The organism is Methylobacter tundripaludum (assembly GCF_002934365.1).
Lineage (GTDB): Bacteria > Pseudomonadota > Gammaproteobacteria > Methylococcales > Methylomonadaceae > Methylobacter_A > Methylobacter_A tundripaludum_A.
Genome location: NZ_PTIY01000009.1, coordinates 104,574 through 130,509, shown reverse-complemented (window position 1 = coordinate 130,509; position 25,936 = coordinate 104,574). Strand labels below are relative to the sequence as shown.

Genomic DNA, 25,936 nt, shown 5'->3' with positions numbered 1-25,936 from the left:
ACATCCAGTCACTGCATTACAACATGATTTTATTAATTACAATCCCCCGGCTGTGAATAACCTTCAATTTAATCCACTGGTTGAGTCAGGCATAATCGACTCAACGCTCGGAAAATAGGTGCTGAACCGGCCCCGATCTCGGGTGATGAGCTGATACCCGGACACTGCCGCATGAGCGCCGATAAAAAAATTCGGCAACACATTGCTTTTTTGTCCTTGATTCTTCCTGTACTGCAAGAACGCTTTTCCCGCCAGGAATAACGCTTCTCTAGGAATGAGTTTCATTGTAAAGCCCAGATGTTCGAATAATGCCTCTACCTCTTCTATGCGCTCATAGCCGACCGAGCACTCTGTGTAAACGATCGGGTTAATAACCAGGGTGGGACCAATGGCGTTAAGTTAAGCCCGTTCGTGGTGACCCTTCGGCTACGCTCAGGACTAAAGGCCTTGTCGAACCATGAGAGGCTTAACGACTTGTTCCGCTCACCCTTCGACACGCTCAGGGCGAACGGAACAAGTCTTAACTTAACGGCATTGGGGTGTGGACTGGATCCAGTCTCTCCAAGGTTCCAGCGCTCCATTCGAACCAATCACTTTCAGGACCGGCCAGATCAGTGATAATGCAACTGTCGACTAGGATGACCGCCACGATTCGCCCCGCGTCAATGCCATGATGTCATCGGTGCTCATGGTTAATTTGCCGGTCTGATGGGCAGTGCGAAAACGGCTGTCCCGCTTTTTAGCCGTTTTGGCCTTGACGATATACCAGCGACCGCTTTCGTCCTGCATAAATTCGATCTCGGTTTCAGCGGGTAGAATGCCCATATTCTCCCGTACATTTTGTGGGAATGGTCACTTGACCTTTGCTGGTTACACGCATGGTTGCCTCGGGTTTATTGGTAATATTTTGATGGTATTACTTTTTGGGAAAACAATCAAAACCTGCAATTTAACAGCCTCCTATGCAGGGCAAGGCCTTAAAAACTTACAAGCCGGACGGGGTTGCATGCTTTTGTTCCCACGGGCTCCGCTCGCGGGAACAAGAAAAAAATAACGCCCCAAACAACGACCGGATTCAATAAAGGTGCGCGATGCGTACCCTGCATTTCTTGTCGGTTCACGCCATCTCCCCCAACTCATTAAAATGAATCTCCCTGACTTCATCATCTTCAGTGATTCGCGCATGTTTTAAAACGCCGTCATCGTAATATTGATACCGATGTTCGGATTCAACCTCGCCATAAACAACTTTCTGGCAAAGCAACATTCTGCCCTGTACATCAAATTGACTGCGATAATAGGTGTTCCGGTTATTTAAGCTGTCTTCGGTTATTTCATTGACCAGCTTTAGCGGGAGTTTGACGCCACTGTAACTGACAAAGTAGCGAAATCCGGTTTGTTGTTCTTGATTCATGATGTATAGGGTTTAAGAAAATAGATGAGTGGAGATGATTTCTATGATTTGGTCCAAGGTCAGGTCTTCATTTTCTCCGACAATGTTATGCGCCGGAATGGGGTATTTCAGGTCGACGCCGTAACGTCCTGCGTTCTGGCCGAAAGTGTAGATGTAGGCGGAAATAGCCGGCTCGTTAATCCTGCATAAATCGACAGCCTGGAAGTGCTGCACCTGATTATTCAACGCCAGCGTATTTTCGCCGTACCGATGCACCAGTTCCAATAGCAGGAGCTTCAACGGAACATCTTTATCAATGGCCCAGACATTCATGCCGACATCGAGGCTTAAACCTTCCTGACTACGACAGGCCGGGCGTAACTCATTATCAACAGACTTTGCGCCTTGTTGATTAACCACAGCGAAACTAAAAAACTCAGCACGGCGCTGCCGGCAATCCATACGTCTGCGGACTTGGCATTATCGGCCAGCAGCCAATCGGCAATACCGGCGCCTGTAAACAGCGCGATTAACGGCGTCAGATACAATAAAAGTGAAGCGCGCAGCAGCAGGTTTTCATCAATCGCGACCATGACTTGATCGCCGGTTTTCAGCTGAATGTCGCTATCAACCGGTACCGACTTTTTCTTAAGAACGCTACCGATTGCGTTGGTCGCACACGATGCTTTTTTCAGACAACCGCCGCACGCGCCGTAAGGTCCGCTTTCGACCCAGACTTGATGGTTTTCTATTTTCACCACGATCGCTGATTCTTCTATCATCGTTATCACCGTTCAATCGATAAGCGTTAGATGCTTTTCGGCAAAATAAAGAACGCCGTCAATCTCTTTCAAACGAAGCGATTGCAAGCGTTGCCCCAAGCAGACCGGGCTTTGGCACTCTCCGGTTTTGGGATCGAAGATAAAACCGTGCATCGAACAACGCAGATATAAGCCGGTTTCATCAAAGATAGCGTCCTGCTCGCAATTTAACGGTCTGTGCATATGCATGCAATGGTTCACATACGCATAGACGCTGCCTTCAAACGCGAAAATAATGGCCGAAACCGGCTGTTTTTTAAAACAGATTTTCCGCGTTAAATAGCTGGCTTTATCCAATTCATCGCGAGTGCAGGCTAATTTTGCATTGTCATCGGCCATGGCTGATCCTGACTTTAACTCCAAGCCTGCGTCAGCATTGTTAACCATGTTTCCAGCCTTGCCGGGGTAAGGTCTTTCTGGTTTTCCTGGTCCAATGCCAAGCCGACAAAGCGGTTATCGACAACGGCTTTAGAGCTTTTAAAGCTGTATCCTTCGGTATCCCATGCGCCGATCAGGGTGGCGCCGCATTGCTTGAACTGCTCGTAGACATAGTACATCGCATCGACAAACTCTACCGGATAGCTTTTTTGATTCCCCAAGCCATAAATAGCGACCTTTTTACCGCTGAAATCCTGCCCGGCCAACTTCGGCAAAAACTCTTCCCAGCTTTCAGTTGCGTTGCCGGTCGATAAACCGGGCAACTGGCCTTCGCCATAAGTTGGCGTACCTAAAATCAAGGTGTCATACGCCAGCATGTCTTCCACTGTCGCATTGCGCACATTGACCGGTTTAGCGGCAACAGCCGAACCCAACGCCGTGGTAATATCTTTGGCAATCCGCCGGGTATTGCCGGTATCGGTGCCGAAAAAAACGCCTACTTTAGCCATGATTTCCTCGCTAAGTGTTTTAATAATTCCTACGCTCCGGTTACGGGTTAGACCTTCCAGGTTTTTAAAACCTGGAAGGTCGGCGCCTTGATATGATCGGGACAAACGGTCTGTTACTACGACTGGATTTGCAGCAGCCCGCCAGCGTTTTGCTTAGCCTGCCACTCATCCGGGGTATAAGCCTTAACGCTGACCGCATGAAGCTTACCTGACGCCAAAGGCTCTTTTAACGTCGCCAGGACCAATTGCTGTTTTTTCACTATCGTTAAATCGTTAAAGTGCGAGCTGACCACGGTGATTGTTAAGTCGCAGCCTTCGCCTTCGATCATCACTTTGGCATCGTCAATGCCCTGCTGCACCAGTTGCACAACTTCGCCGGGGGGCAATGCATCGCTTGCGGCTTCCGTTTTTTTCGGCGCGGCGGCTGTTAATAAAGGCAGCAGACTGCCGTTGTTGGACATTTCTTCAATAATGTCGCAACCGCCGACCAGTTCTGCGTTTACAAACAGCTGGGGATAAGTCGGCCAGTGGGAAATGCTCGGCAACTTTTCACGGATAAAAGGCGCTTCCAACACATTCACATAAGCGTATGGGATGTTGGTCTCATTGAGTATGCCGACTGCTTTGGCTGAAAAACCGCATTGCGGATTAGCCGGTATGCCTTTCATGTAAATAATGATCGGCTGGGCAGCCAATTGAGCGCGGATTTTGTCTTCGGTTTTCATAAAGTTCTCGATGTAATAACGGTTGTTGGGAAAATAGAGCACGGATGCCAAAAGTAGGCGTCTCTAGGCGACACGGATTAGACGGATTCACACGAATTTCTTGTACTGGTTCCCAAGCTCCTGCTTGGGAATCCCGTCTTGGAAGCTCCAGCTTCCCGAGTCGCGAAGCTGGAGCTTCGCCTCCTGGGTTCCCAATCTGGAGATTGGGAACCAGCGTCAATTGATGTCGATGGAGTTCCACTCTACCCAGCCTGCTGCCTGAGTTGGGTTTCGGCTTTTTTTATCAACCTGATCTCACCCTCCCCCTTAACCACATCGGCATCGACAATGCATTGCTCAACGTCATCGACGGACGGAATATCGAACATGGTTTTTCGCAAGATCTGCTCCATGATGCTGCGTAGACCGCGCGCTCCGGTTTCGCGTTCGATGGCTTTTTTGGCGATTTCAACCAGCGCATCCTGCTCGAATATCAACTCCACGCCTTCGTAGGCGAACAGTTGTTGATACTGGCGAACCAGCGCATTTTTAGGTTCGGTCAATACCCGGATCAAGGCATCGACATCCAGAGGTTCCAACGGCGCCAGCACCGGGAAACGGCCGATAAACTCGGGGATTAAGCCGAATTTGCGCAAATCGCTGGGCTGGGTCGCGTTCAGCATAGCTTCCAATGCCGGTTTTTCAGCCGGATTGCTCACCTCGGCATGAAAACCGATAGCCGAATTGGTCGGCACCAGGCGTTTTTCGACATGTTTTTCCAGGCCCGGAAACGAACCGCCGGCAATGAACAGGATGTTCCGCGTATCCATCGTGGCATCGCCGTCCTTGTTGCGCCCTTTTGCCGGGAGCTTAACGTGAGAGCCTTCGACCAGCCTGAGCAAGGCCTGTTGTACGCCTTCACCGGATACATCGCGGGTTCCGGTTTGCTGTTCAGGGCTGCGGGCGATCTTGTCGATTTCATCCAAGTAAACGATGCCCCACTCCGCATTGGTCATATTGCCTTCCGCGACATCCAGCAAGCGCACCAGGATATTTTCCACATCATCGCCGACATAACCGGCTTGGGTCAGTGTTGTCGCATCGGCAACAACGAACGGTACGCCGACGATTTTCGCCAAGGTGCTGGCTAACAGCGTTTTCCCGGTGCCGGACGGGCCTATCAGCAGGATGTTGGATTTGCCGATTTCCACATCCTTGTCGAACTCGCCCAGGCCCGCGTCGCCGCTTTCATGCTTCAGGCGTTTGTAATGGTTGTAAACAGCAACGGACAATATCTCTTTAGCCAAATGCTGTCCGATAATGTACCGGTCGAGATATTCTTTGATTTTTGCCGGAATCGGCAATGCGCCCTGCATTTCGGACAGCTCTTTTTTGCGGCTCCAATTGCTGACGACTTGGTTGGCTAAGTGTACGCAAGCCCCGCAAATATAGCCCTCGCTACCGGCAATCAAGGGGACTGAAGCGGATTGGACTATGCCGCAGAATGAACAGTGTTTGGTTTCTTTATCGCTCATTATCTTTCCTCGGTTTCTGGCGCCGTCAAACCGGCCAGCCAGGCGCGCTGACAGGTACGCCGGGCGCGTTCGTTCATCAGCTGGCGTATTTTCGGCGTCGCTTTGGCAAGCGACAGGGTTTCGGATTTTTGTATGCTCTTGCATAACAACACATGAAAACCGATTTCCGATTTAACCGCATCGCTGACTTCGCCCGCCTTTAAGCCGAACAGCACCGCATCCAGTTCGGGATAAAGCGTGCCGCGCGGCACGGTGCCCAGAACGCCGCCTTGCAAAGCGGTAGGACATTCGGAATGCTTTAAGGCCAGGTCGGCAAATTTGTGCGGCTTTTTACGCAGTCTTTCGGCGAGTTCCTGGGCGCGTATCAAAGCCATCTCGGGCGTGTTTTCAGGATAGTCCGGGTTAATACTGATGAAGATATGGCAGGCTTCGCGCCGTTCAGGCAGATGAAATTGATCGGCATGGACATGGTAATAGATGCCGATTTCGACGTCGCTGACAGCGGGCGCACGGCTGGCAACCAGCTCCAGAACCGTATTGACCTTGCACTGGCGGTGCAACGCCGCCAGCAAGCTGTCTTTGTCGAGCCGGTTTTTCTCCAGATCGCTGAAAAAAGCAGCTTCGTCATCATAACGCCCCTGAATTTCCTGATAGGCCTGTTGCAGTTCCTGCTCGGTAATGATCACTGCGGCCGCCTCAGGCGCATTCAGCACACGGCTTTCAATCCTGAATTCATTCAGGGCTTGTGTTTTTGCCTGCTGCAACTCGGCCTCCGCCAATTCGGCCGGCGACTTTTTAAATAAGGCTAAAGCCGCTCTTAACAAATTGTAGGTTGACAGCTGGACAGGTTCTTCAATTACGGTCATATCAAACCTCCGGTTCACAAAATGACTCGGGATGCGCCGGGGCAAGCGCTGTCTCAGGCACCTGCAGGACCCTGCCCTGAAAAGCGACGTGGTATTGAATCAACTCGTTATCCCTGATCACCTTAAAGACCTCTCCTTCCGTGCCTTTGGCGAACAGGATATTGCCCGCAATGCCTAAATCGATAGTGCAAACCACCTTGTCCCTGAACTCGAAACGGCTGGGATTCCAGGGCTCGTCAGCGCCTATCAATTCTTCCAGGCGACAACCGACCATCCGTCCCTGATTCAGGAAATGCACGGTAAAAATAACTTGGTCCTGCAGAAAAGTGCCGACTTCAATGACATTGCCGACGCTGCCCCGGCGAATCAACAAAGTGCCGACGTCCATGCCCGGATAAGTGCCGTCGTTGCGCACGTTTCGGGTGACCCGGACCGATTCGCCGAACTCAAACCGGCCTTCGTCGAAGCGCTCGGGTTTCATGTTTTTATATCGCTTAAGGAAACAAACGCGGTTTGCGACGCTTCGCCCATTGCAAACACCTTAAAAACCTTTTCGGTTTGGGCGTCGGATTCGACAAAATCCTGATAGGCGCGCTGCAACAACTTGCTGTAAACCGCCCGTTTCGGAGCTTCATCTTCCGGCATCTCGCCTTCGGCTTTTTGCAAGTAATCATGAAAACGCTGCAAGATATGCAGACGGTTGACATGCACCACGCTGGGCACGTAGTCCAGTTGAAAATATTGCAGGAAGTCTTCTGCGGACTCCAGTTCTTCCATTTCTTCTTCAAAACTCATGGGGATTTCTCCGGTAATTAAAGCGGGCCGACTAACGAAGCATCCTGAATCAAAAGATAAAGCGCCAGCATAATAAACGCCGCCAACGGCATCAGGGTTATCAATGAATCGGTGATCTCTTTTTTCAACATGATCTTGCTCCTATTAACTTTTGAGTTAGCGCAGCGCAACTCAAACAATCGAGGTTCAAAAATACGGGGTCACGCTGCGCTTACCCACCCTACATCTGTTTTACGCTTGACCACCAATTCCAATAATCCCTGCGCGCCGATCCTGTCCTTAGCGTCCAACTCGACCAGTTTTTCAAAAATGGCCTGACTCAAATCCAGATTCTCCAACCGCATATTCAAAAAGCCGACGGCTTTCAGCGTAAACAAATACAGCCTGATCCAGGTTAATAAATTGGCCGGCGCATCGCTGATATGGCTGCTTTGCAGGTCACGCCAATCCTCGGGAAAAGCGACCGTCGGCCTGATCACATCCAGCGCTTTAGTCGTCGCAGCCAAGGCCTCTTCCAGACGATGCTGGTAATAATAAAAACGGTTCAATGCGACCAGTACGTTCAACGACTCGGGCGCGAGAAAATAAGCCTTCAATAAAGACAGCTCGGCATCGCCATTCGCATAATTTTCCGCCGCCGTCGCTATCAGCTCGTTAACGCCTGCAACGTCCGGTTCTTCAAAATACAAACCTTGCGCTTCAAAATCCAACAGATCCATCTACAACCTCGCCGCCTGTTTTACCGGGCTTTCTTTCTTGGGAACGCAGATGCTTTCGGCGTCGCACACATCACAACTATCCTCAACCAATACTTTATGCGCCTGCTTTTGCCCGGCCTCCAGTTCATCTATCCGTTCGATCAAACAGGCAATCGCTTTACCGACCGGATCGGGAATCAAGTGATGATCCAGATCGATGCCGTGCCGGTTTTGTATTTGCGTACCTTTACTTTGAATAACGCGGCCGGGAATACCCACTACCGTACAACAGGCCGGTACATCTTTAATTACCACCGAGTTGGCGCCGACACGGACATTGTTGCCCAACGTAATCGCTCCGAGAATCTTGGCCCCGGAACCCACCATTACGTTATTGCCCAAGGTAGGATGGCGCTTTTCCTTGTTCCAGGTCGTGCCTCCCAAGGTGACGCCGTGATACAGCGTGACATCGTTGCCGATCTCAGCCGTCTCGCCGATCACCACGCCCAGCGCATGATCGATAAACAAGCGCCGCCCGATAGTGGCCGCCGGGTGAATATCGACGCTGGTAATCATTTTGCTGAATGCGGCCAGGATTCTGGCAGCCAGTTTCCAGTCTGCTTTCCATAAACGATGGCTGATCCGGTGCATCAGCACCGCATGGACGCCGGCATAGGTCAGCAATATTTCCCAGACGCTATGCGCTGCGGGGTCGCGGCCAAAAACGCAGTGGACGTCTTCATGCCATTGGGCCAGGAAGCCCTGCGTTGCTTGTCCGTTACTTTTTACCTTATCTGATATGGCCATAACCATCTTTATGCTCCTGTTGAGTGCGGAGGTGCTCACCCTCGTTCCCACGCGCCGCGTGGGAACGCCTTGAAGGACGTGCTGCGTCCCTTATTTGCGCGATGTTCATTTTCATATACTGCCCATGTCTCACGGCGTAGCGCGCCTCGACTGCATTCCCACGCAGCGCGTCACTGCCATTAAGTTAAGAAAAAGCGCCCTCTCCAGCTGGACGACTGCACGGATGCAGGAGGTAGAGCAACGCAGGAGCAGTTGCCGAGAGGGCTGGGGCGAGGAGAATAAAAATAAGGAAAAAAGCCTTATTTGATCCCCTCATCCTAACCTTCTCCCTGAGGGAGAAGGACTGTCCATCCTTAACTTAATGGCAGTGACGCAGCGCGTGGGAACGAGGAAACAAAATTAATTTAAACTCCAACCGGTTTTACCCAGCATCGGTGGACCCGGTATCCTGAAAAAAGAACCGGGATAGAGATCGTCCTGATCCGGTATTTGTAAAGTCTCTTTAACTTCCGGTTCGCATAATTGCAGTTCTTTATGTTCGTTCATGATGATCGCCCTCTAAAGATTTTGATGAAAAAGATTAAGCTCTTCGGCTTTAGGCGACCGTTTCGTGTCGCTGACAAAGCGCCTAACCTGGGTTAATAAGGCTTGCGCCTGTATCCGGCTTACCGCTATGCCTATTTGTTGATAGGCGTGAATCACGCCTTGAGTCCCCGAATGTTTACCCAGAATCAGCTGGTGGCTGCGCCCGACTATAGCCGGATCGACGCCTTGATAATTATTCGGGTCTTTCAACAAGCCATCGACATGAATACCCGCCTCATGGCTGAATACGCTTTTGCCGATCAGGCTTTTACGGCTGCCGATCGCATCGCCCGATGCTCTGGCAACCTGCTCGGAAAGAGTCGGGAAGTTCTGTAAATTAATGCCGGTTTCAATGCCGTATAACTGCTTTAAGCCGACCACAACCTCTTCCAGTGCGGCATTGCCCGCGCGTTCGCCCAAGCCGTTAACCGTGGTATTGACATGAGTCGCGCCTGCCAACGCCGCGGCCAGCGTATTCGCTGTGGCGAGCCCCAAATCGTCATGGGCGTGCATTTCAATTTCCAGGTCGGTTGCCGCTCTTAACTTTTTGATCGTCCCGAACACGCCGAACGGTTCCATGATGCCCACCGTATCGGCGAAACGAATCCTGCCCGCCCCGGCTCTTTGCGCGGTTTCGGCCATGCGTATCAAAAAATCCACATCCGCTCGCGAGGCGTCCTCCATACCGACGCATACTTCCATGTTCAAGCTACGCGCTTCCTGAACGCAGCAGTTAATGGTGTCTAACACCCACTGCCGAGTTTGCTTAAGCTTGTGCCGGATGTGCTGATCCGAAGCCGATATGGATAAATCGACTTTGTGTACATTCAAGCCCAAACAGGCATGCAGATCGTCACGGCGCATTCTCGACCAAACCAGCAGCTTTACAGGCAATCCTAGAGCCGCAATCGCCATGATTTCATCGCGTTCCACCGGCCCCATTGCCGGAATGCCGATTTCCAGCTCCGGCACGCCCAAGCCCGCCAACTGCGTCGCAATCGCCAGTTTTTCGTCCAGCGAAAAAGCGACTCCGGCCGATTGCTCGCCATCCCTGAGCGTGGTGTCGTCGATGATGATATGGCGGGTCGGTGTTGTCATGGCGCATCTCAAGCTATTGGCAAATGGTTAAGGAACAGGGCCTAATGCCTTTAACTGTGATAAAGCAATATGCTTGCCAATTGTTGATGCCATGAAAATAGCAGGCTCGGAGTCTGGATTGACTTAATACCGACAAGACAATGCAACGCAAGGACAGGCAATTGTCGTAAAGCCGACAAAGTGGGTTTTGGTTTTTAGTTGGGGTAAATTTGAATAAAATCTTCGCTTCGTTTACCATCCTCCCAATTCGGGAGGATAAGACGGTTAACTCATGCGCGTCATTGCTAAAAGCACTGTCAAGAAATTCTGGGAACAGCCCGCTTATCGTGACGCCAAAGGCCCATTAGAAAGCTGGTATGAAGAAACCATTAAAGCTAATTGGTTGTCACCGCAAGACATAAAAGCCCAATATCGGAATGCCAGCATTTGTAACAACAACCGCGTGGTATTCAACATCGGTGGCAACAAATACCGTTTAGTTGTGGAAATGCAGTATCGCGCAGGAATCGCCTGGATAAAATTTGTCGGCACACATGCCCAATACGACCTGATTAACGTGGAGACAGTCAATGAATATTAAGCCCATCCGTAACGATGACGAATTAAAAGCCGCGTTCCAGCGTCTGGAAATGGTTTTTCAAGCGGAACCCGACACACCCGAAGCCGACGAAATGGAAGTGCTGGTCACCTTAATTGAAGCCTACGAAAACAAACACTATGCAATAACGCCGCCCGATGCGATCGAAGCCATCAAGTTCAGAATGGAACAACAAAACCTGAATAACCGCGATCTGGAGGCCTATATCGGCAGCAGCGGACGCGTTTCGGAAGTGCTTAACCGTAAACGGCCGTTGAGCCTGAGAATGATAAAACGTTTGCACGACGGATTAAGTATTCCTTATGAAAGCTTGTTGGCGGATGTGGGGTGAAAAAAGTATTAAAGTGGACCCCATTGTCCAGATCGGGAACCTAGAAGGCGAAGCCAGAGCTTCCAACACCGAATTCCCAAGCTGGAGCTTGGGAACTAGCGAACAGCGAGAACCGGTGTCCGGCAAACGCCTAACGCCTCCGCCGTTGCACCGTCTGCGGATCGGCTGTTATCTGGCGATAAATCTCCACCCTGTCCCCATCCTTTACCGCAGTATCCAGCGGAGCGATTTTGCCGAATATGCCCACTTTCTGGCTGGACAGGTTTATCTCGGGATAAAGCTGTAACACGCCGGATAGGTTGATGGTTTCTTCGATGGTGCTGTTGTCCGGCACTTCCAGACGCATCCATAACTGCCTATCGGATTCTGCGTAACAAACGCCAACGTTCATGATTCCTCCTCAGCAATGACTGGGGTTAATACGGTTACCGGCACTTTTCTCGTTGCCAGTTTTTGGTCGATCAGGCGTTTGCCGACAATCAAAAAAGCCAGCATGATGAAGCCGCCGGGCGGCAGCGCCATTAATAAAAAGCCTTTGTAGCCGGGAATGACGGTGACTTCCAGAAACCTGAACGATTCACCGAGCAACACCGATGCATTGGCGAACAGCGTACCCGACGCGCTTATTTCTCTGGCCGCGCCGAGAGCGACCAGGACGAGGGTAAAGCCTAGGCCCATCATCAAGCCGTCCCACAGCGCATGTTTTACCGACTGCTTGGAGGCGAAGGCTTCGGCGCGGCCCAGTAAAGCGCAGTTGGTCACAATTAACGCAATGAATAGACCCAGCACTTTATAGAGTTCGTGAGCCCAGGCATTCATTAAAATATCGACCAAGGTCACCAGCGCGGCGATCAACAGCACGAAAATCGGGATACGGATTTCGCCGGGGATTAAATGCCGCGCCGCTGAAATGAGGCCGTTGGACGCTATGATAACCACCAGCGTGGCAAGCCCCATGCCCAAGCCGTTGGTGGCCGTTCCGGTCACCGCCAGCAAGGGGCAAAGCGCCAGGTTTTGCCCGAACACGATGTTGTTGTTCCAAATGCCGTCGGCGGCGATTTTGCGATAAGTTTCCGATATAAACATGGTCATTTTCTCCAGGACTAATGGCTTTCAGCTTAAGATGAGACAGTTTAAGGTTAAAACCGTTCGTGGTGAGTCCTTCGACTACGCTCAGGAGAGCCTTGTCGAACCACGAACGGCTTAACCATCCACCCTTCGACAAGGCCTTCAGTCCTGAGCGCAGCCGAAGGGTCAGGGCGAACGGTTAAGCCTCACTCCTTGTCCCGACTTTGATGGGAAGCCGGATTAATCAGTTGTTCTTGATGCGCTTTGAATAACTGCAAGCCGCGATAAATCGCCTGCACCGACTTGCGCGGAGTAATCGTCGCACCGGCAAACTGGTCGAATTCGCCGCCGTCTTTTTTAACCGCCCATTTTGCCGGCGCTAAATTGTCCAGGGAGCGGCCGGTAAATTTCAATATCCAGTCCGACTTGGCGACTTCGATTTTATCGCCCAGGCCGGGGGTTTCTTTGTGGCTAAGCACGCGCACGCCCAAAATATTAGCGTTACGGTCTATGCCCATGATCATATTGATCGCGCCGGAATAGCCGTCGGGCGCGGTGAATTTGAAACATACGGCGCTGACTTGGCCTGACTTTTTGGCGATATAGACCGTGGTCTCGTTCGCGCCGATATTGTATTCGGCGGACGGGATGTTCAGCGTGTCCAGCAGCAAGTCGTTGTCATAAAGAGCGGCGGGCACGACCTCCTCCAGCGACTTTTTCAAGTCTTCATCGAGCCGCCGTTGAATGGTGCCTTCGGTACTGCAATTGGTCACGCCCAACAGTACGCTGGCAATTAACGCGAAGCCCGCCAAGACGCCGGTTTGAAATTCCAGTTTGGGCCTAAGTTCCGCCAAGTTCGACGGCTCCAGCCATTTTTTAAGGAATTCCCGGTAAACGGCGATCTTTTCTTTCAGGCGCATTATGGTTGCTGGGTCAAATTTCATGGTGTATTCCTATATTTTGTCTCGTTCCCACGCGCTGTGTGGGAATGCAGTCAAGACCTGTCCTGAACTGCGCCGCGAACGGTGAGGGCCGACAATGCGTCAAACATAAATTCTCCAAATACTGGACGCAGCGCGTGGGAACGAGTTAACCCTCTCCCGCTGGAGAGGGCTTTGTTTACGATTTCGGTATTTCAAGCGGCTTGCCTTTGCGGTCGCGTCCGTAAATCCGAGGTTTAATATAATGGTCGATCAGCGGCGTCGCCGAGTTCATCAGCAGCACCGCAAAACCTGCGCCCTCTGGATACGCGCCCCAAGTACGGATAACGAAAATCAGCAGCCCGCAACCCGCGCCGAACACCAGCTGTCCTGTAGGCGTATTCGGCGAGGTGACATAGTCGGTGGCAATAAAAAAGGCGACGCACATCAACGCGCCTGAATTCAAATGCAGCAGCGGACTCACATAATGTTCGCTGTCCACGCCGTGAAAAATCCCGGCCAACAACGCAACAGTCAGCAATAACGACACCGGAATCTGCCATTGAATGACGTTTTGGCGGATCAGCCACACGCCGCCCAAACCCAGCAACAGCGTCGAGGTTTCGCCCAAGCTGCCGCGCGTCGCTCCGATAAAATTAAGGAAACCGGAAGTGTCCTTTAGGATGTCGGTCAGTACACGGTTCTGCGAAAACTCGGTTTTGATAAAACCCAGCGTGGTCGCGCCGGTGCTGGCGTCGATATTGTCCAAGCCTGAAAAAGTGATATGCCAGCTTTCAATCAGCCCCGGCGAGTCCGAAAAAAACAACGGCGACACATTGGCCCAAGTGGTCATTTCGATAGGAAAGGAAATCAGCAGCGCGACCCGCGCCAACATGGCCGGATTGAACAGGTTTTGTCCCAAGCCGCCGTAAACCTGCTTGCCTAAAATAATCGCCAGCCCCGAACCGACCACGCCTATCCACCACGGCGCCCAAGGCGGCAGCGTCATCGCCAACAGCCAGCCGGTCAGTACCGCAGAGCCATCCATAATGACGGGCTTGACCGCCCTGCCCTTGAGCCGTATGCAGAAGGCTTCAAACACAACCGCCGATAGCACGGTGATGACAAACAAGTTCAGCGCAGGCCAGCCGAAACACAAGAGGCCGAACGCTGTCGCAGGCGATATTGCCAGCATGACCTGCCACATGATACGGCTGACGCTGGTGTTGGCGCCTACATGCGCGCCGCTGCTGGGTTTCATGTGCGTAATCATACCAATGCCTCCTGCTCGGCTTTTAATCGTTCCCGTTCCGCCTTGGCCGCTATCCGGGCCAGTTCGTCTTCGCGCTGTTGCTGGGCGATGCGTTCCATACGGGCATTGCGCGCATCGATCAGCTTTTTGGTTTGCTCGGCTTTATGCTGCGCCTGCTGTCTGGCCATGACTTCGCCGGAGGCGTATTTAAAATACTGCACCAGCGGAATATTGGACGGGCAGATGTAAGAACAACAACCGCAGCTGATGCAGTCTTTCAAGCCTAAATCCACCGCCGCATCCAGTTGGTTAATGCGGATATTATTCGCCATATCCAAAGGCCTGAGTCCCGCAGGACAAACGCTGACGCAGCTCGCACAACGAATACAGGGTTGTTCATCGGTATTTTTGAGTTCGCTTTGGGTCAATGCCAGGATGCCGCTGGTGGCCTTGACCGTCGGTAAAGCGGTATGTGGTAAAGAGTCGCCCATCATCGGGCCGCCCATAATGATGCGCGCGGTTTCTTGCCGGTTCACCTCGCAAAAATCGAACAGTTCGGAGATTAAGGTGCCGAAAGGCACTTCCACATTCATCGGGCGTTTGACCGCACCGCCCGCTACCGTGACCACACGGCTAAGCAAGGGATATCCGTGACGAATCGCTTTATGGACTGCGTGAGCGGTGCCGACATTGTGGATGGTCACGCCGATTTCCGACGAACGGCAGCCGACAGGGACTTCCTTGCCGGTTACATAACGGATCAATTGCCTGTCCCAACCCATCGGGTAACGGGTCGGGATTTGTATGACTTTAATCGTAGCATACGGCTCGGCTGCGGCCTGCATCGCAAGATAAGCCTCCGGCTTGTTGTCTTCGATCGCCACCACGGCATGTTCGGTTTCCATTCCGTGCAGCATCAAACGCACGCCGTCGATAATTTCCCCGGCGCGCTCCTGCATCAGCCGGTCGTCGCAGCATAAATAAGGCTCGCATTCCGAGCCGTTGATAATCAGCGTATCGATATGATTCTCGCGGCCCATATTGAGCTTGACCGCCGTCGGAAAAGTTGCACCGCCCAAGCCGACAATACCCGCCGCACCGACGCGCAAACTGATTTCTTCGGGATTCAGCTGGAACGGATCGGCGGCAATCGGTGTTTCCACCCATTCGTCCTTGCCGTCGGTTTCCAGCACGATGGTTCGGATAGGCAGCGCGGACGGGTGCGGGGCCGGATAATCGTTAACATCAAGGATGACGCCGGAACTGGGCGCATGGACCGGCGCGGAAATCAGGCCCTGGCTGTAAGCCAGCAACTGCCCTTTCAGCACTTTTTCGCCGACCATAATCAGCGGCTCTGCGGGCTTGCCGACGTGCTGTTGCAGCGGGATATACAGTTTTTTCGGCAACGGAAAATTGTCGGCTATCGGCAATGCGGCAGTCTCGGCTTTATGCTCCTCTGCATGGACGCCGCCGCGAATGCGCGGTTTAGAAAAGAAACTTAACATACGGCGTTACTCGTTTCAGGCAAGGCAGGCTTGGACCAGCGCCAGTTACGCAAGGTAACCTCAACGGGGTGCATTTGCAGGCATTCGGTCGGGCATACATCCACGCATTTCTTGCAGGCTATGCAGGCGTCGGCGACGACCGCGTGAATTTGCTTCGGCGCGCCGACAATGGCGTCGGTAGGGCAGACTTTAAAGCAGCGGGTGCAGCCGGTGCAGGTGTCTTCGCTGACTCTGGCGACCAATAACTCGGGCTCTTTTACGTCGCTTAAATCCAGGTCCAAACCCAATAAAGCGGCGATTTGCTCAGCCAGGGCGCTGCCGCCGGGTGGGCATATCGTAGCGGGCGCATTGCCCTCGGCCAATGCTTCGGCGGCAGGCCTGCAACCCGGAAAACCGCATTGGCCGCATTGCGATCCGGGCAGCAGGGATTCCAGTTCATCGACAATCGGGCTGCTTTCAACTTTTAAATACTTGCCGGCAATACCCAGCAGCAAGCCCAGGAACAGCCCCAACAAGGTCAAACTTACAATGGCGGATAAAACATACATAGTTTATTTCCTGTAAATCATTTGCTGTAAAGCCCTGCAAAACCCATAAATGCCAGCGATAAAATACCGGCGGTAATAAACGCAATCGGCGTGCCTGCAAATAATGTCGGGACCGCCATTAACGCCAGGCGCTCCCGCAAGCCTGCAAACAGCACCATCACCAGCGTAAAGCCGAGCGCGGAACCGAAACCGAAAATCATGCTTTGCATAAAGCCGTATTGTTCCTGCACGTTGAGCAAAGCCACGCCCAAGACCGCGCAATTGGTCGTAATCAGCGGCAGGAAAATACCCAGTATCTGATACAGCACCGGGCTGGTTTTATGCACGACCATTTCGGTGAACTGCACCACGGCGGCAATCACCAGAATAAACGCGAGGATGCGTAAAAACTGGATATTGAACGGAGCCAAAATAAAGTGTTCCAGCATCCAGCTGGTCATCGCGGCCAAGGTCAGCACAAAGGTTGTCGCCAAACCCATGCTCAAAGCCGAATCCAGTTTTTTCGAGACGCCCATAAACGGGCATAGCCCGAGGAATTTCACCAGAACCACGTTGTTGACCAGAGCCGTGCCTAATAAAAGAAGAAGATATTCGCTCACTGTTTTTCCCAGGCTGTTTGCAATGCTTTTTATCAGGTGCAAGCAGCAATTATGCCAATTGCAGACACGGCACATTTATCGGTCAAACATCCAGCCAAAACCGCCCAAATCAGTGCATGAATGCTGTTGGAAGTGATACATACCGACATCGATAAAAATATTTTGTCGCAAATCCTACAATGGCTCATGATTTTGATCCCGCTGTCTATTCAGACCATCAATCTGCACCCGTATGATTCAGCAGTCGGAGCGGGCCGGGCCCGCGATTGGGCAACTATGCGATTGGGCAACTATACAGCGTTACTGCTCCTCCATCTCGCGGGCATGGCCCGCTCCCACAACATGTCGTAACACGTAGCAACGAAAAAACCGGAGCATTAATGTTGGCTCTATATTTGCTTAAGTAATTTTAAAGACCCATCACAGCGGCTATAACTTATGAAAAAAACTTCATTGCGATTTTTACAAACGCATACCAACATGACCAGCGTCATCGGTGAGCTTGTACCTGATTTATTTGGCGAAGGGTACGCAAATAAAGGCGACGAACTGCTTTACAGCCTGTTTGTCGAAGCGGTTGAACAGGTGCCGATAGCCATTTCCATCACCGATAAAAAAGCCAAAATTCTTTACGTTAACGAAGAGTTTTGCCGCGTCACCGGTTACCGTCCCGAGGATATTCTGGGCGAAAACGAATCGCTGTTATCGGACAAACGCACGCCCAGAGAGGTGTATTACGATTTATGGCGCACGATCAGCGCCAAGAAAGTATGGCGCGGAACTTTGTGCAACCGGCATAGGTCCGGCGAGCGCTATCTGTCCGATCTGACCATTGCACCGATGTTGAATGAAGCCGGGGCAATCACCCACTACATCGGCATGCACAGGGATATTACCCAATCCTACGAATCCGAAAAAAAGGTCGTCAACCAAAAACTATTGATCGAGTCGGTCATTAATTCATCGCCTATCGCGATGGTCGTACTCGATGACCGGGACAGGGTCATCCTGGATAACCATAACTATAAAGCGTTGGTCAGCGACCTCGATAAAGGCGAGCCCGCCACTTATTTCCTGCAACTGTTGCGCAATGAAATGGGCGATTTATGGTCGGAGTTGCAAAGCAAAGAGCAAGGCTTTAGTAACCGTGAATTCAAAGTGGAAAGCAAGGGCAACCATAAAATCCGTTGGTTCTCTTGCGCCGGAAACTGGTTTGTAGAAAATGAAGTCAATGCCGACGCCTTTTTCCAGAACGCATCCAAACAGTACCTGATACTGACGTTGACAGACATCACCCGGCAACGCAGGCAGATGGAAGAGCTGCATATTCAGACCTTAAAAACCATCATGGCCGAAGATGAGCGGGTGCGCGGCATCAGGGAAACCTTACTGGGCGCTATGCACCAAATTCAGATGCCGATGAACCAAATCAGGGCGGCCGAACAGATTTTGCGGCACAAGGGGGATGATCAACACGCCGGACTGTTGCAAATCTTGCAGCAGATTCAACAATCCGGTGAAGAAGCGGTGGCGACCATGCAAAAATGCATTCCCGAGATTCTGCAAACAGCGGTCATTCCGATTAACCTGAACCAGATTCTGCATGAAGTGCTGTTACTGAACAACCAGCGGATCTGTAGTAACGATATAGAGGTGCATTGGCAGCCGCTTGCCCAATTGCCGACCATGCTGGGTTCCGAGAACCGTCTGCGTATCTTGTTCAAGCAATTGATCGATAACGCCATTGATTCGGTCTGCAAATCGGACGGCTCGGAACAGCGGCTTAAGATCACCACCGATACCGATGCCGAATTGATTTATGTCTGCATTGAAGACAGCGGTGCCGGTATTCCGGTTGAAAAACGCGCCAAGGTCTTCGAACCTTTCTACACCACGCGCCCGATGGGCGGCAATCAGGCCGGCATGGGGCTGGTGATGGCAAAGGAAATCGTCAACCAGCATCAGGGCTTTATCGAAATAGACCCGGATTGCGACCGGGGATGCCGGTTCAAAATCAGTTTCCCTCTGCACAAGCAGGTATTTAAGGGGGTGGAGTAATGGCCGAGCGCATACAACTGATCGAAGCCGAACTGGATACCTTGTATATCATCAGCCAGGTATTGAACAGCACCCACGATCTGCATGCAAAATTACAGGCGGTTTTGGAGATCCTGCACAAACGGTCAGGCATGCGTTCCGGCATGATAACGCTGCGGGAAATCGAAAATAACAGCATGATCGTCAGCGTCGTCCATACCGACGGCGCGAGTAAATTTACCGAGCCGGTCCGCTACAACCCCGGCGAAGGCCTGATGGGCGCGATACTGGATGAAGGCAGCACCATCGTCATTGAAAAAGTGTCCGAAGAGCCGCGTTTTCTAGGCCGCCTGGGTTTGTACGATCCCGAACTGCCGTTTATCGGCTCGCCGATTTACATCGAAGAAGGCGACACCATCGGCGTACTGGCCGCACAGCCGGATAACAGCCAATTTCTGGGCGAGCGCGCCCGGTTCATGGAGATGATTGCCAACCTGATAGCGCAAAGCGTCAAAATGCTGCGGCTCATCGAACGCAAACAGCGCCATCTACTCAGCGAACGCGATCAGCTCAAACAGGCGCTGATCAAGAACTACAGCTTCGAGAACATCATCGGCCATTCGCCGCCGATGCTAAAAGTATTCGATTTGATTCGCCAGGTTGCAAAATGGAATACCACGGTATTAATCCGCGGAGAATCGGGTACCGGTAAAGAAGTCGTCGCCAATGCGATCCACTTTAACTCGGGCTGCGCCGGCGGACCGTTTTTAAAACTCAATTGCGCGGCCCTGCCCGACACCTTATTGGAGTCTGAATTATTCGGCCACGAAAAAGGCGCGTTCAGCGGCGCGGTCAGCCAGCGCAAAGGCCGTTTTGAACTGGCCGACAACGGCACCCTGTTTCTTGATGAAATCGGCGAGATTTCCGCATCGTTCCAGGCCAAACTGCTGCGCGTATTGCAGGAAGGCGAATTCGAGCGGGTCGGCGGCACTCAAACCATCAAGGTTAATGTGCGCATCATTGCGGCGACCAACCGCAATCTTGAAGAAGAAGTCACCGAAGGCAAATTCAGGGAGGATTTGTATTACCGGCTTAATATCATGCCGGTCCATATGCCCCCATTACGCGACCGGACCGAGGACATCCCGCAGCTGTCCGAATTCCTGCTCAACCGGATTTCGCAGCAGCAAGGCGGCCGGCCACTGGAAATCAAGGAGAGCGCGATACGCATATTGATGAAACACAACTGGCCCGGCAACGTCCGCGAACTGGCGAACCGGCTGGAACGCGCCGCAATCATGAGTCCGAACGGCATCATCGACCGCGACGTGATGGTCAGCACCGGCCTGGAAGACGAAATCGGCACCGCTATCAGCCTTAAACCGCAAAAAACACCGGCAGTTGATTTTAACGATGAAAACATGGACGACCGGGAACGCGTCATTGCCGCGTTGGAGCAAAGCGGCTGGGTGCAAGCCAAAGCCGCCCGCCTGCTGAATATGACGCCGAGACAGATTGCTTACCGGATTATGACGCTGGATATTACCATGAAGCAAATCTGATTAAGTCTTTCGACAAGGCTATCCTGGGCGTAGTCGAAAGATTTAGGACGAACCGATAACAAGTTGATTCCGTTCGTGGTGAGCCTGTCGAACCATGAACGGAATCAACTTGTTTAGATATTCCCCAAAGCATTTGGAGCAACAATGACCATTTTATACGTGCAACACGATTACGCCGTTTTCGGCTTTGGCGAAACCCGGACAGACGCCATCGCTATGGCGGCGCAATGGCTAAAGGACGAAACCGGCAAACAAGGCTGTTCAGTCGATTATGCAGAAAGCTTGTTGGTAACCTCACCCAAACCCGGACAAATGACGCTATACGAAACCGATGAAACCATCCCTCCCGATGCCGAAAACTGGGGCGGGGAAGAGCTTTTGGACTGGTATTACGACGTAGCTTGAGGTTGGTTTTTGTAACCCTAAAGCGCATTTTATCTGATTCCCAATCCGGCTTGGAAAGCAGAAAGACGTTCCCGCTAACAGGCGTGCTCAACAATGATGCAAAACTGCGACGATAGCCTACGCTCGGTCATTGACCAAAAAGATCGGAGTGTGTGCCGGTACGCTCGAAGCGAACTGCTTCACCATCCACGCAATAAATCAAGATCCAATCGGGTTCAATATGAAGGTCGCGGCTTGGCTTCCATTCTCCTTTCAATGGGTGATCGGCAAACTCACGCGGGAGAGCTTGGTCAGCCAGCAGCAGACCGATAACATAACGCAATTTGTCCATATCCTTACCACGCTTCTCGGCTAACTTCACGTCACGCTTAAACTGACCGGTATAGCTCGCCGAACGCATCAGATGCCTAATTGTTTGAATAGGTCAGAGGGACTGGAAGCGTTGAACACTTCTTCACCTTTGCGGGCCTTGCGGATCGTGTCGGCAGTCAATGCGTTGGGGGTTTCGCTGTCTGCGATGTAAAGGCGCATTAGATCACGAATGATCTGAGCGGCAGGTCGATGGCGTTCTGCCGCCACGGCCATAAACCGGTCGCGCAAATCCTGCTCCATCTTAATCGACATTTGTACTTCTTTAGCCATATTGAGCCTCGCTCGGGTGATTAATGAATCGCTTTCATTCTAAACAGGTATCCGATAGGTATGCAAGGAGTATCTGTGAAACGTTTGCTTTGTGCCATTCATTACAACACCTAAAAAAATGACTGTTGCATTTACAACAACCCCGCTCATTCCTAAAACACAAAAAATATATAAATCAACAACATAAAGCACAATACTATCGTTGGCACGACCTGTGCATTTGCTTTTTAGTAAACGCAACTTACGAGGCCAATCCGATGCAATTACCAGTATTAAACGACGCCCCTGCGGCTAAAGGCGGCTGTTCAGCCAGTTCATGCGGTACAACCGACAATCAAATGGATTCATTGCCTGATTCGATACGGGAGAAGGTACAGAATCATCCGTGCTATTCGGAAGACGCCCACCACTATTTCGCCCGAATGCATGTCGCGGTCGCTCCGGCTTGCAATATCCAGTGCCATTACTGTAACCGTAAATACGATTGCGCCAATGAATCGCGTCCCGGCGTGGTTTCCGAATTACTGACGCCGGATCAGGCGGTTAAAAAGACTATGGCGGTGGCGGCCAATATTCCGCAAATGACGGTGCTGGGCATTGCCGGCCCCGGCGATCCGTTAGCCAATCCCGAACGCACCTTCGAAACCTTCCGCCGTTTAAGCGAGGAAGCGCCGGATATTAAATTGTGCGTATCGACGAACGGCCTGGCGCTGCCCGACGCAGTGGAAGAATTGTCCAAGCACAATATCGATCATGTCACGATCACGATTAACTGCGTCGATCCTGAAATCGGCGCGAAAATCTATCCGTGGATTTACTGGAAAAACAAGCGCATTAAAGGCGTAAAAGCCGCGAAAATCCTGATCGAACAACAGCAAAAAGGCCTGGAAATGCTGATTGCGAAAGGCATTTTGGTCAAGGTCAATTCGGTGATGATTCCCGGCGTGAACGACCAGCATTTGGCCGAAGTCAGCAAGGTTGTTAAATCCAAAGGCGCGTTTTTGCACAACGTGATGCCGCTGATCGCCGAAGCCGAGCACGGCACTTTCTACGGCGTGATGGGGCAACGCGGCCCTACCCCCGATGAGCTGCAAGACCTGCAAGACAGTTGTTCCGGCGATATGAATATGATGCGCCATTGCCGCCAATGCCGCGCCGATGCGGTGGGCATGCTGGGCGAAGATCGGGGCGACGAGTTTACGCTGGACAAGATCGAGGACATGGAAATCGATTATCAGGCGGCGATGGAAAAACGCAAGGTGATTCATCAGGCCATACAGGCTGAAATGGACAGCAAGCGGTTGGAAAAAGCCGAAAAGGCGCAGCAGCATAAACAGGAACCCAAGCTGACCACGCGTCCGGTATTGATGGCGGTCGCCACCAGCGGCCAGGGCGTGATTAACATGCACTTCGGCCATGCCAAGGAATTCCTGATTTATGAAGCTTCGCCGGACGGCGTGCGTTTTATCAGTCACCGCAAAGCCGACCAGTATTGCGGCGGCGATACCACCTGCGGCGATGGCGAGAGCACGTTGCAAGTGACTATCCGGGCTTTGGCCGGATGCGAAGCGGTGCTGTGCTCGAAAGTCGGTTATGAGCCTTGGGAGCAGCTGGAAGCCGCCGGTATTCAACCGAACGGCGAGCATGCGATGGAGCCCATCGAAGAAGCCGTGATGGCGGTTTACAAGGAGATGGCGGCTGCGGGTAAGTTGGATGAGGCCCAAGACTCAGTTAGAGCCAGTGCGTAGGTTAATGTCGCAAAGCCGGCCGGGGCATGTTGCCCCGGCCGAAACATTTGAGGTTAGTTAAATAGCTCGAAAATCGTAGAAACGTTAGGGACGGGGTTGCAACCCCCGTCCCGCCTTGTCGACCCGATTAACTTTAGAACATACGCCTCTTCTCCCTCAGGGATGCCTATATGGATATAGGCAGTAGAGCAACGCAGGAGCGGTTGCCGAGAAGGCTGGGATGAGGGATAAAAATAGACTTTTTCCTGAGTTGATTTCCCCTCACCCAACCCTCTCCCTCTGGAGAGGGCTTTACACTGCTTAAGTCAAAGTATCGGATTGGCCGGTCGTCTTCCGATGTTTGATTACCATTCCTTAGGAGCCTGCCATGGCAGTAAAAATTATTGAATCCTGTGTAAATTGTTTTGCATGCGAGCCGGTTTGTCCAAGCAACGCCATTTACGAAGCCAAGCCGCATTTTTTGGTCGACAGCAAAAAATGCACCGAATGCGAGGGTGACTTCCCCGTCTTCCAATGCGCCAGCATTTGCCCGATCGAGGGCGCGATTCTGGATTCGCTTGGCTTGGCGATTAACCCGCCCGGTTCTTTAACGGGCATTCCGCCGGAAAAAATGGCCGAAGCCATGGCCGAGCTGCAATCCCATTAACTCACGGTGTATCCGATGGCTACCGTCTATTTCTATGAAAAGCCCGGTTGTATTAACAACACCCGGCAAAAGAAATTGTTAGCCGAAGCGGGTCATCAGGTCGTGGCTTTAAATCTGTTGACCGAACCCTGGCAAGCAGAGCGTTTGCGTGCTTTCTTCGGTGAGCTGGCGGTACGGGACTGGTTCAATGTCAGCGCACCGGCGATCAAACAGGGCGAGATTGATCCCGGTAAGCTGACAGAGCAACAAGCCCTGACGCTGATGCTGGAAAATCCGCTGTTAATACGCCGCCCGTTAATGCAAGTCGGTAACAGTTTGATGGCGGGCTTCGATCAACAGGCGGTAGATAGCTGGATCGGCTTAAAAGCAGCCGAGTCCGATCAGGATCTGGAAAGCTGCCCTCGCCCGCTTGCACAAGCAAGCTGCGGTCATGAGTAAACCTCCGGTCTTAACTGTTGACGGCGTCGCCCAGGCAGTCCGGCTTTCAGAGCGCGTTCATTGGATCGGCGCGCTCGACCCCACGCTACGCACTTTCGACATCATTTTAAAAACCGCCAACGGAACCAGTTATAACGCCTATGTCGTCAGGGGCGATGCCGGCGTTGCAATCATCGATACGGTCAAAGAAAATTTTGCCGGTGATTTTTTCGCCCGTTTGGAATCGGTAGCACGCTATGACGAAATCAAGGTCATCGTCCTGAATCATCTGGAGCCCGATCATACCGGCGCATTGCCCGAGCTGATGCGCCGCGCGCCGCAAGCCCAGCTTTACATTTCCCAGAAAGCGCAATCCATGCTCAAAGCCCTGTTAAAACAGGATGCATTTGATTTTACGCCGGTAATGACCGGCGACAAGGTGTCGTTGGGTGACCGTACTTTAACGTTTTTTCACACCCCTTATTTGCATTGGCCGGATACCCAATGCGCTTATTTAGTGGAAGAAAAAACATTATTTTCCGGCGATGTGTTCGGCTGTCATTTTTGCGATACGCGATTGTTCAACGATGAAGTCGGGGATTTCCGCTTCTCGTTCGAATATTACTACGCCCACATCATGCGTCCGTTTAAAGAGTATGTAAACCGGGCTCTGATTCTGATTGAGCCGCTACCGCTGAATAAAATCCTGCCTGCGCACGGCCCCCTATTGCGTGATCAGCCGCAACGCTATGTGCAGCGCTATCGTGAATTATCGAGCCCGGCCTTGCAAAGCGAAATCAGCGCCGGCGAAAAAACCCTGCTGATCTTTTATATCAGCTCCTACGGCAACACGCGGCGCATGGCCGAAGCCATTTATGAAGGCGCAATGGCCGTGGAACATGTGCGCGTCTCCCTGTACGACCTGGAAGGCAGCGAAATAACGCCGTTTGTCGATTTGATCGAAGGCGCGGACGGCATCCTGTTCGGTACGCCGACCATCAACGGCGATGCGGTTAAACCGGTGTGGGATTTATTGTCTTCTCTGGCTGTGATCAATCTCAAATCGAAGCTGGGCGGCGTTTTCGGCTCATACGGCTGGACCGGAGAAGGCGTGAAAATGGTTGAGGACCGCTTGCGCGGTCTCAAGTTGCGTGTGCCCATTCCGGGGATACGCATTAAGTTAATTCCGACCGAAGAAGAAATCCAAATCTGTCGTGAATTCGGGCATGACATGGCTCAGGATCTGATGGGTTTAAGGCAACCCAAAGTGATCGATATGGCCGATCTTGCTTAGTTTTTTTTGCTTCTCACTAGGCGGGACAAGTTATTAGTCTTAACCGTTCGCCCTGAGCCTGTCGAAGGGTGGACGGTTAAGCCGTTCATGGTTCGACAAGCTCACCACGAACGGCTTAACTGTTGCTTGTCCGGGCTTAAGTAAGTAACCGTATTTTTTATAACACATCAGGAGA

The 25,936-nt window shown here is 52.0% G+C and carries 34 protein-coding genes; 9 read left to right on the top strand and 25 right to left on the bottom strand.

The window, feature by feature from the left end:
- Nucleotides 1-63 precede the first annotated feature (63 nt).
- The 16 genes from B0F88_RS12220 to nifV form a co-directional block, all read right to left on the bottom strand.
- Nucleotides 64-285 carry a hypothetical protein gene (locus tag B0F88_RS12220; protein ID WP_258076650.1) on the bottom strand — a complete coding sequence of 74 codons (222 nt, stop codon included), beginning with the start codon at nt 283-285 and terminating at the stop codon, nt 64-66.
- A gap of 348 nt (nt 286-633) precedes the next feature.
- The gene (locus B0F88_RS12210) at nt 634-825 is read right to left on the bottom strand and encodes an AbrB/MazE/SpoVT family DNA-binding domain-containing protein (RefSeq protein WP_258076649.1); all 192 of its coding nucleotides are present in this window, start codon (nt 823-825) and stop codon (nt 634-636) included.
- A gap of 292 nt (nt 826-1,117) precedes the next feature.
- A complete protein-coding gene (locus B0F88_RS12205; protein ID WP_104424205.1) occupies nt 1,118-1,414 on the bottom strand; it encodes a DUF6156 family protein in 297 nt (98 codons plus the stop codon).
- A gap of 12 nt (nt 1,415-1,426) precedes the next feature.
- Nucleotides 1,427-1,726: a hypothetical protein gene (locus B0F88_RS12200; protein WP_104424204.1), complete on the bottom strand. Its 300-nt coding sequence runs from the start codon at nt 1,724-1,726 to the stop codon at nt 1,427-1,429.
- Nucleotides 1,727-1,740: 14 nt separating this feature from the next.
- A complete protein-coding gene (locus B0F88_RS12195) occupies nt 1,741-2,175 on the bottom strand; it encodes a SoxR reducing system RseC family protein (RefSeq protein WP_104424203.1) in 435 nt (144 codons plus the stop codon).
- A 12-nt stretch (nt 2,176-2,187) separates the two neighbouring features.
- A complete protein-coding gene (locus tag B0F88_RS12190; protein WP_258076648.1) occupies nt 2,188-2,553 on the bottom strand; it encodes a Rieske (2Fe-2S) protein in 366 nt (121 codons plus the stop codon).
- Nucleotides 2,554-2,567: 14 nt separating this feature from the next.
- Nucleotides 2,568-3,101, bottom strand: coding sequence for a flavodoxin (locus B0F88_RS12185; RefSeq protein ID WP_104424202.1), 534 nt, complete (start codon nt 3,099-3,101; stop codon nt 2,568-2,570).
- 116 nt (nt 3,102-3,217) lie between these two features.
- On the bottom strand, nt 3,218-3,826 hold the full coding sequence (gene grxD, locus B0F88_RS12180) for a Grx4 family monothiol glutaredoxin (protein ID WP_104424201.1): 609 nt from the start codon (nt 3,824-3,826) through the stop codon (nt 3,218-3,220).
- A gap of 242 nt (nt 3,827-4,068) precedes the next feature.
- The gene (clpX, locus tag B0F88_RS12175; protein WP_104424200.1) at nt 4,069-5,340 is read right to left on the bottom strand and encodes an ATP-dependent Clp protease ATP-binding subunit ClpX; all 1,272 of its coding nucleotides are present in this window, start codon (nt 5,338-5,340) and stop codon (nt 4,069-4,071) included.
- Nucleotides 5,340-6,206 carry a nitrogen fixation protein NifM gene (nifM, locus tag B0F88_RS12170; RefSeq protein ID WP_104424199.1) on the bottom strand — a complete coding sequence of 289 codons (867 nt, stop codon included), beginning with the start codon at nt 6,204-6,206 and terminating at the stop codon, nt 5,340-5,342. The genes clpX and nifM overlap by 1 nt, the downstream gene beginning before the upstream one ends.
- 1 nt (nt 6,207) lies before the next feature.
- Entirely contained in the window at nt 6,208-6,687 is a 480-nt protein-coding gene (locus tag B0F88_RS12165; protein WP_104424198.1) for a nitrogen fixation protein NifZ, read from the bottom strand.
- On the bottom strand, nt 6,684-7,001 hold the full coding sequence (gene nifW / locus B0F88_RS12160; RefSeq protein ID WP_104424197.1) for a nitrogenase-stabilizing/protective protein NifW: 318 nt from the start codon (nt 6,999-7,001) through the stop codon (nt 6,684-6,686). The genes B0F88_RS12165 and nifW overlap by 4 nt, the downstream gene beginning before the upstream one ends.
- 200 nt (nt 7,002-7,201) lie before the next feature.
- Nucleotides 7,202-7,720, bottom strand: a complete 519-nt coding sequence (locus tag B0F88_RS12155) for a hypothetical protein (RefSeq protein WP_104424196.1) — start codon at nt 7,718-7,720, stop codon at nt 7,202-7,204.
- Nucleotides 7,721-8,512 carry a serine O-acetyltransferase gene (gene cysE / locus B0F88_RS12150; RefSeq protein WP_104424195.1) on the bottom strand — a complete coding sequence of 264 codons (792 nt, stop codon included), beginning with the start codon at nt 8,510-8,512 and terminating at the stop codon, nt 7,721-7,723.
- 393 nt (nt 8,513-8,905) lie between these two features.
- Nucleotides 8,906-9,052: a hypothetical protein gene (locus tag B0F88_RS19385; RefSeq protein WP_181049895.1), complete on the bottom strand. Its 147-nt coding sequence runs from the start codon at nt 9,050-9,052 to the stop codon at nt 8,906-8,908.
- 12 nt (nt 9,053-9,064) lie between these two features.
- Nucleotides 9,065-10,189 (bottom strand): homocitrate synthase, encoded by a 1,125-nt coding sequence (gene nifV / locus B0F88_RS12145; protein WP_104424194.1) that lies wholly within the window; start codon nt 10,187-10,189, stop codon nt 9,065-9,067.
- 271 nt (nt 10,190-10,460) lie between these two features.
- On the opposite strand from nifV, the gene B0F88_RS12140 reads away from it, so the two are divergent.
- A complete protein-coding gene (locus B0F88_RS12140) occupies nt 10,461-10,769 on the top strand; it encodes a type II toxin-antitoxin system HigB family toxin (protein WP_104424193.1) in 309 nt (102 codons plus the stop codon).
- A complete protein-coding gene (locus B0F88_RS12135; protein WP_104424192.1) occupies nt 10,759-11,118 on the top strand; it encodes a helix-turn-helix domain-containing protein in 360 nt (119 codons plus the stop codon). Before B0F88_RS12140 ends, B0F88_RS12135 begins: the two co-directional genes overlap by 11 nt.
- 130 nt (nt 11,119-11,248) lie before the next feature.
- Here B0F88_RS12135 and B0F88_RS12130 read toward each other — a convergent pair whose 3' ends face one another.
- The 7 genes from B0F88_RS12130 to rsxA all read right to left on the bottom strand — a co-directional run bounded on the left by B0F88_RS12130 (nt 11,249) and on the right by rsxA (nt 17,010).
- Nucleotides 11,249-11,509, bottom strand: coding sequence for an RnfH family protein (locus tag B0F88_RS12130; protein WP_104424191.1), 261 nt, complete (start codon nt 11,507-11,509; stop codon nt 11,249-11,251).
- Nucleotides 11,506-12,204 (bottom strand): electron transport complex subunit E, encoded by a 699-nt coding sequence (locus B0F88_RS12125; RefSeq protein ID WP_104424190.1) that lies wholly within the window; start codon nt 12,202-12,204, stop codon nt 11,506-11,508. The genes B0F88_RS12130 and B0F88_RS12125 overlap by 4 nt, the downstream gene beginning before the upstream one ends.
- Nucleotides 12,205-12,392: 188 nt before the next feature.
- The gene (rsxG, locus tag B0F88_RS12120; RefSeq protein WP_104424189.1) at nt 12,393-13,130 is read right to left on the bottom strand and encodes an electron transport complex subunit RsxG; all 738 of its coding nucleotides are present in this window, start codon (nt 13,128-13,130) and stop codon (nt 12,393-12,395) included.
- Between the two features lie 175 nt (nt 13,131-13,305).
- On the bottom strand, nt 13,306-14,379 hold the full coding sequence (locus B0F88_RS12115) for an RnfABCDGE type electron transport complex subunit D (RefSeq protein ID WP_104424188.1): 1,074 nt from the start codon (nt 14,377-14,379) through the stop codon (nt 13,306-13,308).
- A complete protein-coding gene (gene rsxC, locus B0F88_RS12110; protein ID WP_104424187.1) occupies nt 14,376-15,863 on the bottom strand; it encodes an electron transport complex subunit RsxC in 1,488 nt (495 codons plus the stop codon). Before rsxC ends, B0F88_RS12115 begins: the two co-directional genes overlap by 4 nt.
- A complete protein-coding gene (rsxB, locus tag B0F88_RS12105; RefSeq protein WP_104424186.1) occupies nt 15,857-16,411 on the bottom strand; it encodes an electron transport complex subunit RsxB in 555 nt (184 codons plus the stop codon). The genes rsxC and rsxB overlap by 7 nt, the downstream gene beginning before the upstream one ends.
- Nucleotides 16,412-16,428: 17 nt before the next feature.
- Nucleotides 16,429-17,010: an electron transport complex subunit RsxA gene (gene rsxA, locus B0F88_RS12100; protein WP_006892569.1), complete on the bottom strand. Its 582-nt coding sequence runs from the start codon at nt 17,008-17,010 to the stop codon at nt 16,429-16,431.
- 438 nt (nt 17,011-17,448) lie between these two features.
- Here rsxA and nifL point away from each other — a divergent pair, with 438 nt between their 5' ends.
- From nifL to B0F88_RS12080, 3 genes are all read left to right on the top strand, one after another.
- The gene (gene nifL / locus B0F88_RS12090) at nt 17,449-19,068 is read left to right on the top strand and encodes a nitrogen fixation negative regulator NifL (protein WP_104424184.1); all 1,620 of its coding nucleotides are present in this window, start codon (nt 17,449-17,451) and stop codon (nt 19,066-19,068) included.
- The gene (gene nifA, locus B0F88_RS12085; RefSeq protein WP_104424183.1) at nt 19,068-20,609 is read left to right on the top strand and encodes a nif-specific transcriptional activator NifA; all 1,542 of its coding nucleotides are present in this window, start codon (nt 19,068-19,070) and stop codon (nt 20,607-20,609) included. The genes nifL and nifA overlap by 1 nt, the downstream gene beginning before the upstream one ends.
- Before the next feature lie 144 nt (nt 20,610-20,753).
- Nucleotides 20,754-21,014, top strand: coding sequence for a hypothetical protein (locus B0F88_RS12080; protein ID WP_104424182.1), 261 nt, complete (start codon nt 20,754-20,756; stop codon nt 21,012-21,014).
- 127 nt (nt 21,015-21,141) lie between these two features.
- Here B0F88_RS12080 and B0F88_RS12075 read toward each other — a convergent pair whose 3' ends face one another.
- A complete protein-coding gene (locus B0F88_RS12075; protein ID WP_104424181.1) occupies nt 21,142-21,414 on the bottom strand; it encodes a type II toxin-antitoxin system YafQ family toxin in 273 nt (90 codons plus the stop codon).
- On the bottom strand, nt 21,414-21,656 hold the full coding sequence (locus tag B0F88_RS12070) for an addiction module antitoxin (protein WP_104424180.1): 243 nt from the start codon (nt 21,654-21,656) through the stop codon (nt 21,414-21,416). The genes B0F88_RS12075 and B0F88_RS12070 overlap by 1 nt, the downstream gene beginning before the upstream one ends.
- 257 nt (nt 21,657-21,913) lie before the next feature.
- On the opposite strand from B0F88_RS12070, the gene nifB reads away from it, so the two are divergent.
- The 4 genes from nifB (at nt 21,914) to B0F88_RS12050 (ending at nt 25,761) form a co-directional block, all read left to right on the top strand.
- Nucleotides 21,914-23,404: a nitrogenase cofactor biosynthesis protein NifB gene (nifB, locus tag B0F88_RS12065; RefSeq protein WP_104424179.1), complete on the top strand. Its 1,491-nt coding sequence runs from the start codon at nt 21,914-21,916 to the stop codon at nt 23,402-23,404.
- Nucleotides 23,405-23,771: 367 nt separating this feature from the next.
- Nucleotides 23,772-24,050 (top strand): 4Fe-4S dicluster domain-containing protein, encoded by a 279-nt coding sequence (locus B0F88_RS12060; RefSeq protein ID WP_104424178.1) that lies wholly within the window; start codon nt 23,772-23,774, stop codon nt 24,048-24,050.
- A gap of 15 nt (nt 24,051-24,065) precedes the next feature.
- Nucleotides 24,066-24,488 carry an ArsC/Spx/MgsR family protein gene (locus tag B0F88_RS12055; RefSeq protein WP_104424259.1) on the top strand — a complete coding sequence of 141 codons (423 nt, stop codon included), beginning with the start codon at nt 24,066-24,068 and terminating at the stop codon, nt 24,486-24,488.
- A complete protein-coding gene (locus B0F88_RS12050; protein WP_104424177.1) occupies nt 24,481-25,761 on the top strand; it encodes an FprA family A-type flavoprotein in 1,281 nt (426 codons plus the stop codon). Before B0F88_RS12055 ends, B0F88_RS12050 begins: the two co-directional genes overlap by 8 nt.
- Nucleotides 25,762-25,936: the final 175 nt, after the last annotated feature.

What these genes read in the sequence shown, in the direction of transcription:
- B0F88_RS12220 (WP_258076650.1), bottom strand. Translation starts at nt 285, where the DNA reads ATGAAACTCATTCCTAGAGAAGCGTTATTCCTGGCGGGAAAAGCGTTC.
- B0F88_RS12210 (WP_258076649.1), bottom strand. Translation starts at nt 825, where the DNA reads ATGGGCATTCTACCCGCTGAAACCGAGATCGAATTTATGCAGGACGAA.
- B0F88_RS12205 (WP_104424205.1), bottom strand. Translation starts at nt 1,414, where the DNA reads ATGAATCAAGAACAACAAACCGGATTTCGCTACTTTGTCAGTTACAGT.
- B0F88_RS12200 (WP_104424204.1), bottom strand. Translation starts at nt 1,726, where the DNA reads ATGAATGTCTGGGCCATTGATAAAGATGTTCCGTTGAAGCTCCTGCTA.
- B0F88_RS12195 (WP_104424203.1), bottom strand. Translation starts at nt 2,175, where the DNA reads ATGATAGAAGAATCAGCGATCGTGGTGAAAATAGAAAACCATCAAGTC.
- B0F88_RS12190 (WP_258076648.1), bottom strand. Translation starts at nt 2,553, where the DNA reads ATGGCCGATGACAATGCAAAATTAGCCTGCACTCGCGATGAATTGGAT.
- B0F88_RS12185 (WP_104424202.1), bottom strand. Translation starts at nt 3,101, where the DNA reads ATGGCTAAAGTAGGCGTTTTTTTCGGCACCGATACCGGCAATACCCGG.
- grxD (WP_104424201.1), bottom strand. Translation starts at nt 3,826, where the DNA reads ATGAAAACCGAAGACAAAATCCGCGCTCAATTGGCTGCCCAGCCGATC.
- clpX (WP_104424200.1), bottom strand. Translation starts at nt 5,340, where the DNA reads ATGAGCGATAAAGAAACCAAACACTGTTCATTCTGCGGCATAGTCCAA.
- nifM (WP_104424199.1), bottom strand. Translation starts at nt 6,206, where the DNA reads ATGACCGTAATTGAAGAACCTGTCCAGCTGTCAACCTACAATTTGTTA.
- B0F88_RS12165 (WP_104424198.1), bottom strand. Translation starts at nt 6,687, where the DNA reads ATGAAACCCGAGCGCTTCGACGAAGGCCGGTTTGAGTTCGGCGAATCG.
- nifW (WP_104424197.1), bottom strand. Translation starts at nt 7,001, where the DNA reads ATGAGTTTTGAAGAAGAAATGGAAGAACTGGAGTCCGCAGAAGACTTC.
- B0F88_RS12155 (WP_104424196.1), bottom strand. Translation starts at nt 7,720, where the DNA reads ATGGATCTGTTGGATTTTGAAGCGCAAGGTTTGTATTTTGAAGAACCG.
- cysE (WP_104424195.1), bottom strand. Translation starts at nt 8,512, where the DNA reads ATGGTTATGGCCATATCAGATAAGGTAAAAAGTAACGGACAAGCAACG.
- B0F88_RS19385 (WP_181049895.1), bottom strand. Translation starts at nt 9,052, where the DNA reads ATGAACGAACATAAAGAACTGCAATTATGCGAACCGGAAGTTAAAGAG.
- nifV (WP_104424194.1), bottom strand. Translation starts at nt 10,189, where the DNA reads ATGACAACACCGACCCGCCATATCATCATCGACGACACCACGCTCAGG.
- B0F88_RS12140 (WP_104424193.1), top strand. Translation starts at nt 10,461, where the DNA reads ATGCGCGTCATTGCTAAAAGCACTGTCAAGAAATTCTGGGAACAGCCC.
- B0F88_RS12135 (WP_104424192.1), top strand. Translation starts at nt 10,759, where the DNA reads ATGAATATTAAGCCCATCCGTAACGATGACGAATTAAAAGCCGCGTTC.
- B0F88_RS12130 (WP_104424191.1), bottom strand. Translation starts at nt 11,509, where the DNA reads ATGAACGTTGGCGTTTGTTACGCAGAATCCGATAGGCAGTTATGGATG.
- B0F88_RS12125 (WP_104424190.1), bottom strand. Translation starts at nt 12,204, where the DNA reads ATGTTTATATCGGAAACTTATCGCAAAATCGCCGCCGACGGCATTTGG.
- rsxG (WP_104424189.1), bottom strand. Translation starts at nt 13,130, where the DNA reads ATGAAATTTGACCCAGCAACCATAATGCGCCTGAAAGAAAAGATCGCC.
- B0F88_RS12115 (WP_104424188.1), bottom strand. Translation starts at nt 14,379, where the DNA reads ATGATTACGCACATGAAACCCAGCAGCGGCGCGCATGTAGGCGCCAAC.
- rsxC (WP_104424187.1), bottom strand. Translation starts at nt 15,863, where the DNA reads ATGTTAAGTTTCTTTTCTAAACCGCGCATTCGCGGCGGCGTCCATGCA.
- rsxB (WP_104424186.1), bottom strand. Translation starts at nt 16,411, where the DNA reads ATGTATGTTTTATCCGCCATTGTAAGTTTGACCTTGTTGGGGCTGTTC.
- nifL (WP_104424184.1), top strand. Translation starts at nt 17,449, where the DNA reads ATGAAAAAAACTTCATTGCGATTTTTACAAACGCATACCAACATGACC.
- nifA (WP_104424183.1), top strand. Translation starts at nt 19,068, where the DNA reads ATGGCCGAGCGCATACAACTGATCGAAGCCGAACTGGATACCTTGTAT.
- B0F88_RS12080 (WP_104424182.1), top strand. Translation starts at nt 20,754, where the DNA reads ATGACCATTTTATACGTGCAACACGATTACGCCGTTTTCGGCTTTGGC.
- B0F88_RS12075 (WP_104424181.1), bottom strand. Translation starts at nt 21,414, where the DNA reads ATGCGTTCGGCGAGCTATACCGGTCAGTTTAAGCGTGACGTGAAGTTA.
- B0F88_RS12070 (WP_104424180.1), bottom strand. Translation starts at nt 21,656, where the DNA reads ATGGCTAAAGAAGTACAAATGTCGATTAAGATGGAGCAGGATTTGCGC.
- nifB (WP_104424179.1), top strand. Translation starts at nt 21,914, where the DNA reads ATGCAATTACCAGTATTAAACGACGCCCCTGCGGCTAAAGGCGGCTGT.
- B0F88_RS12060 (WP_104424178.1), top strand. Translation starts at nt 23,772, where the DNA reads ATGGCAGTAAAAATTATTGAATCCTGTGTAAATTGTTTTGCATGCGAG.
- B0F88_RS12055 (WP_104424259.1), top strand. Translation starts at nt 24,066, where the DNA reads ATGGCTACCGTCTATTTCTATGAAAAGCCCGGTTGTATTAACAACACC.
- B0F88_RS12050 (WP_104424177.1), top strand. Translation starts at nt 24,481, where the DNA reads ATGAGTAAACCTCCGGTCTTAACTGTTGACGGCGTCGCCCAGGCAGTC.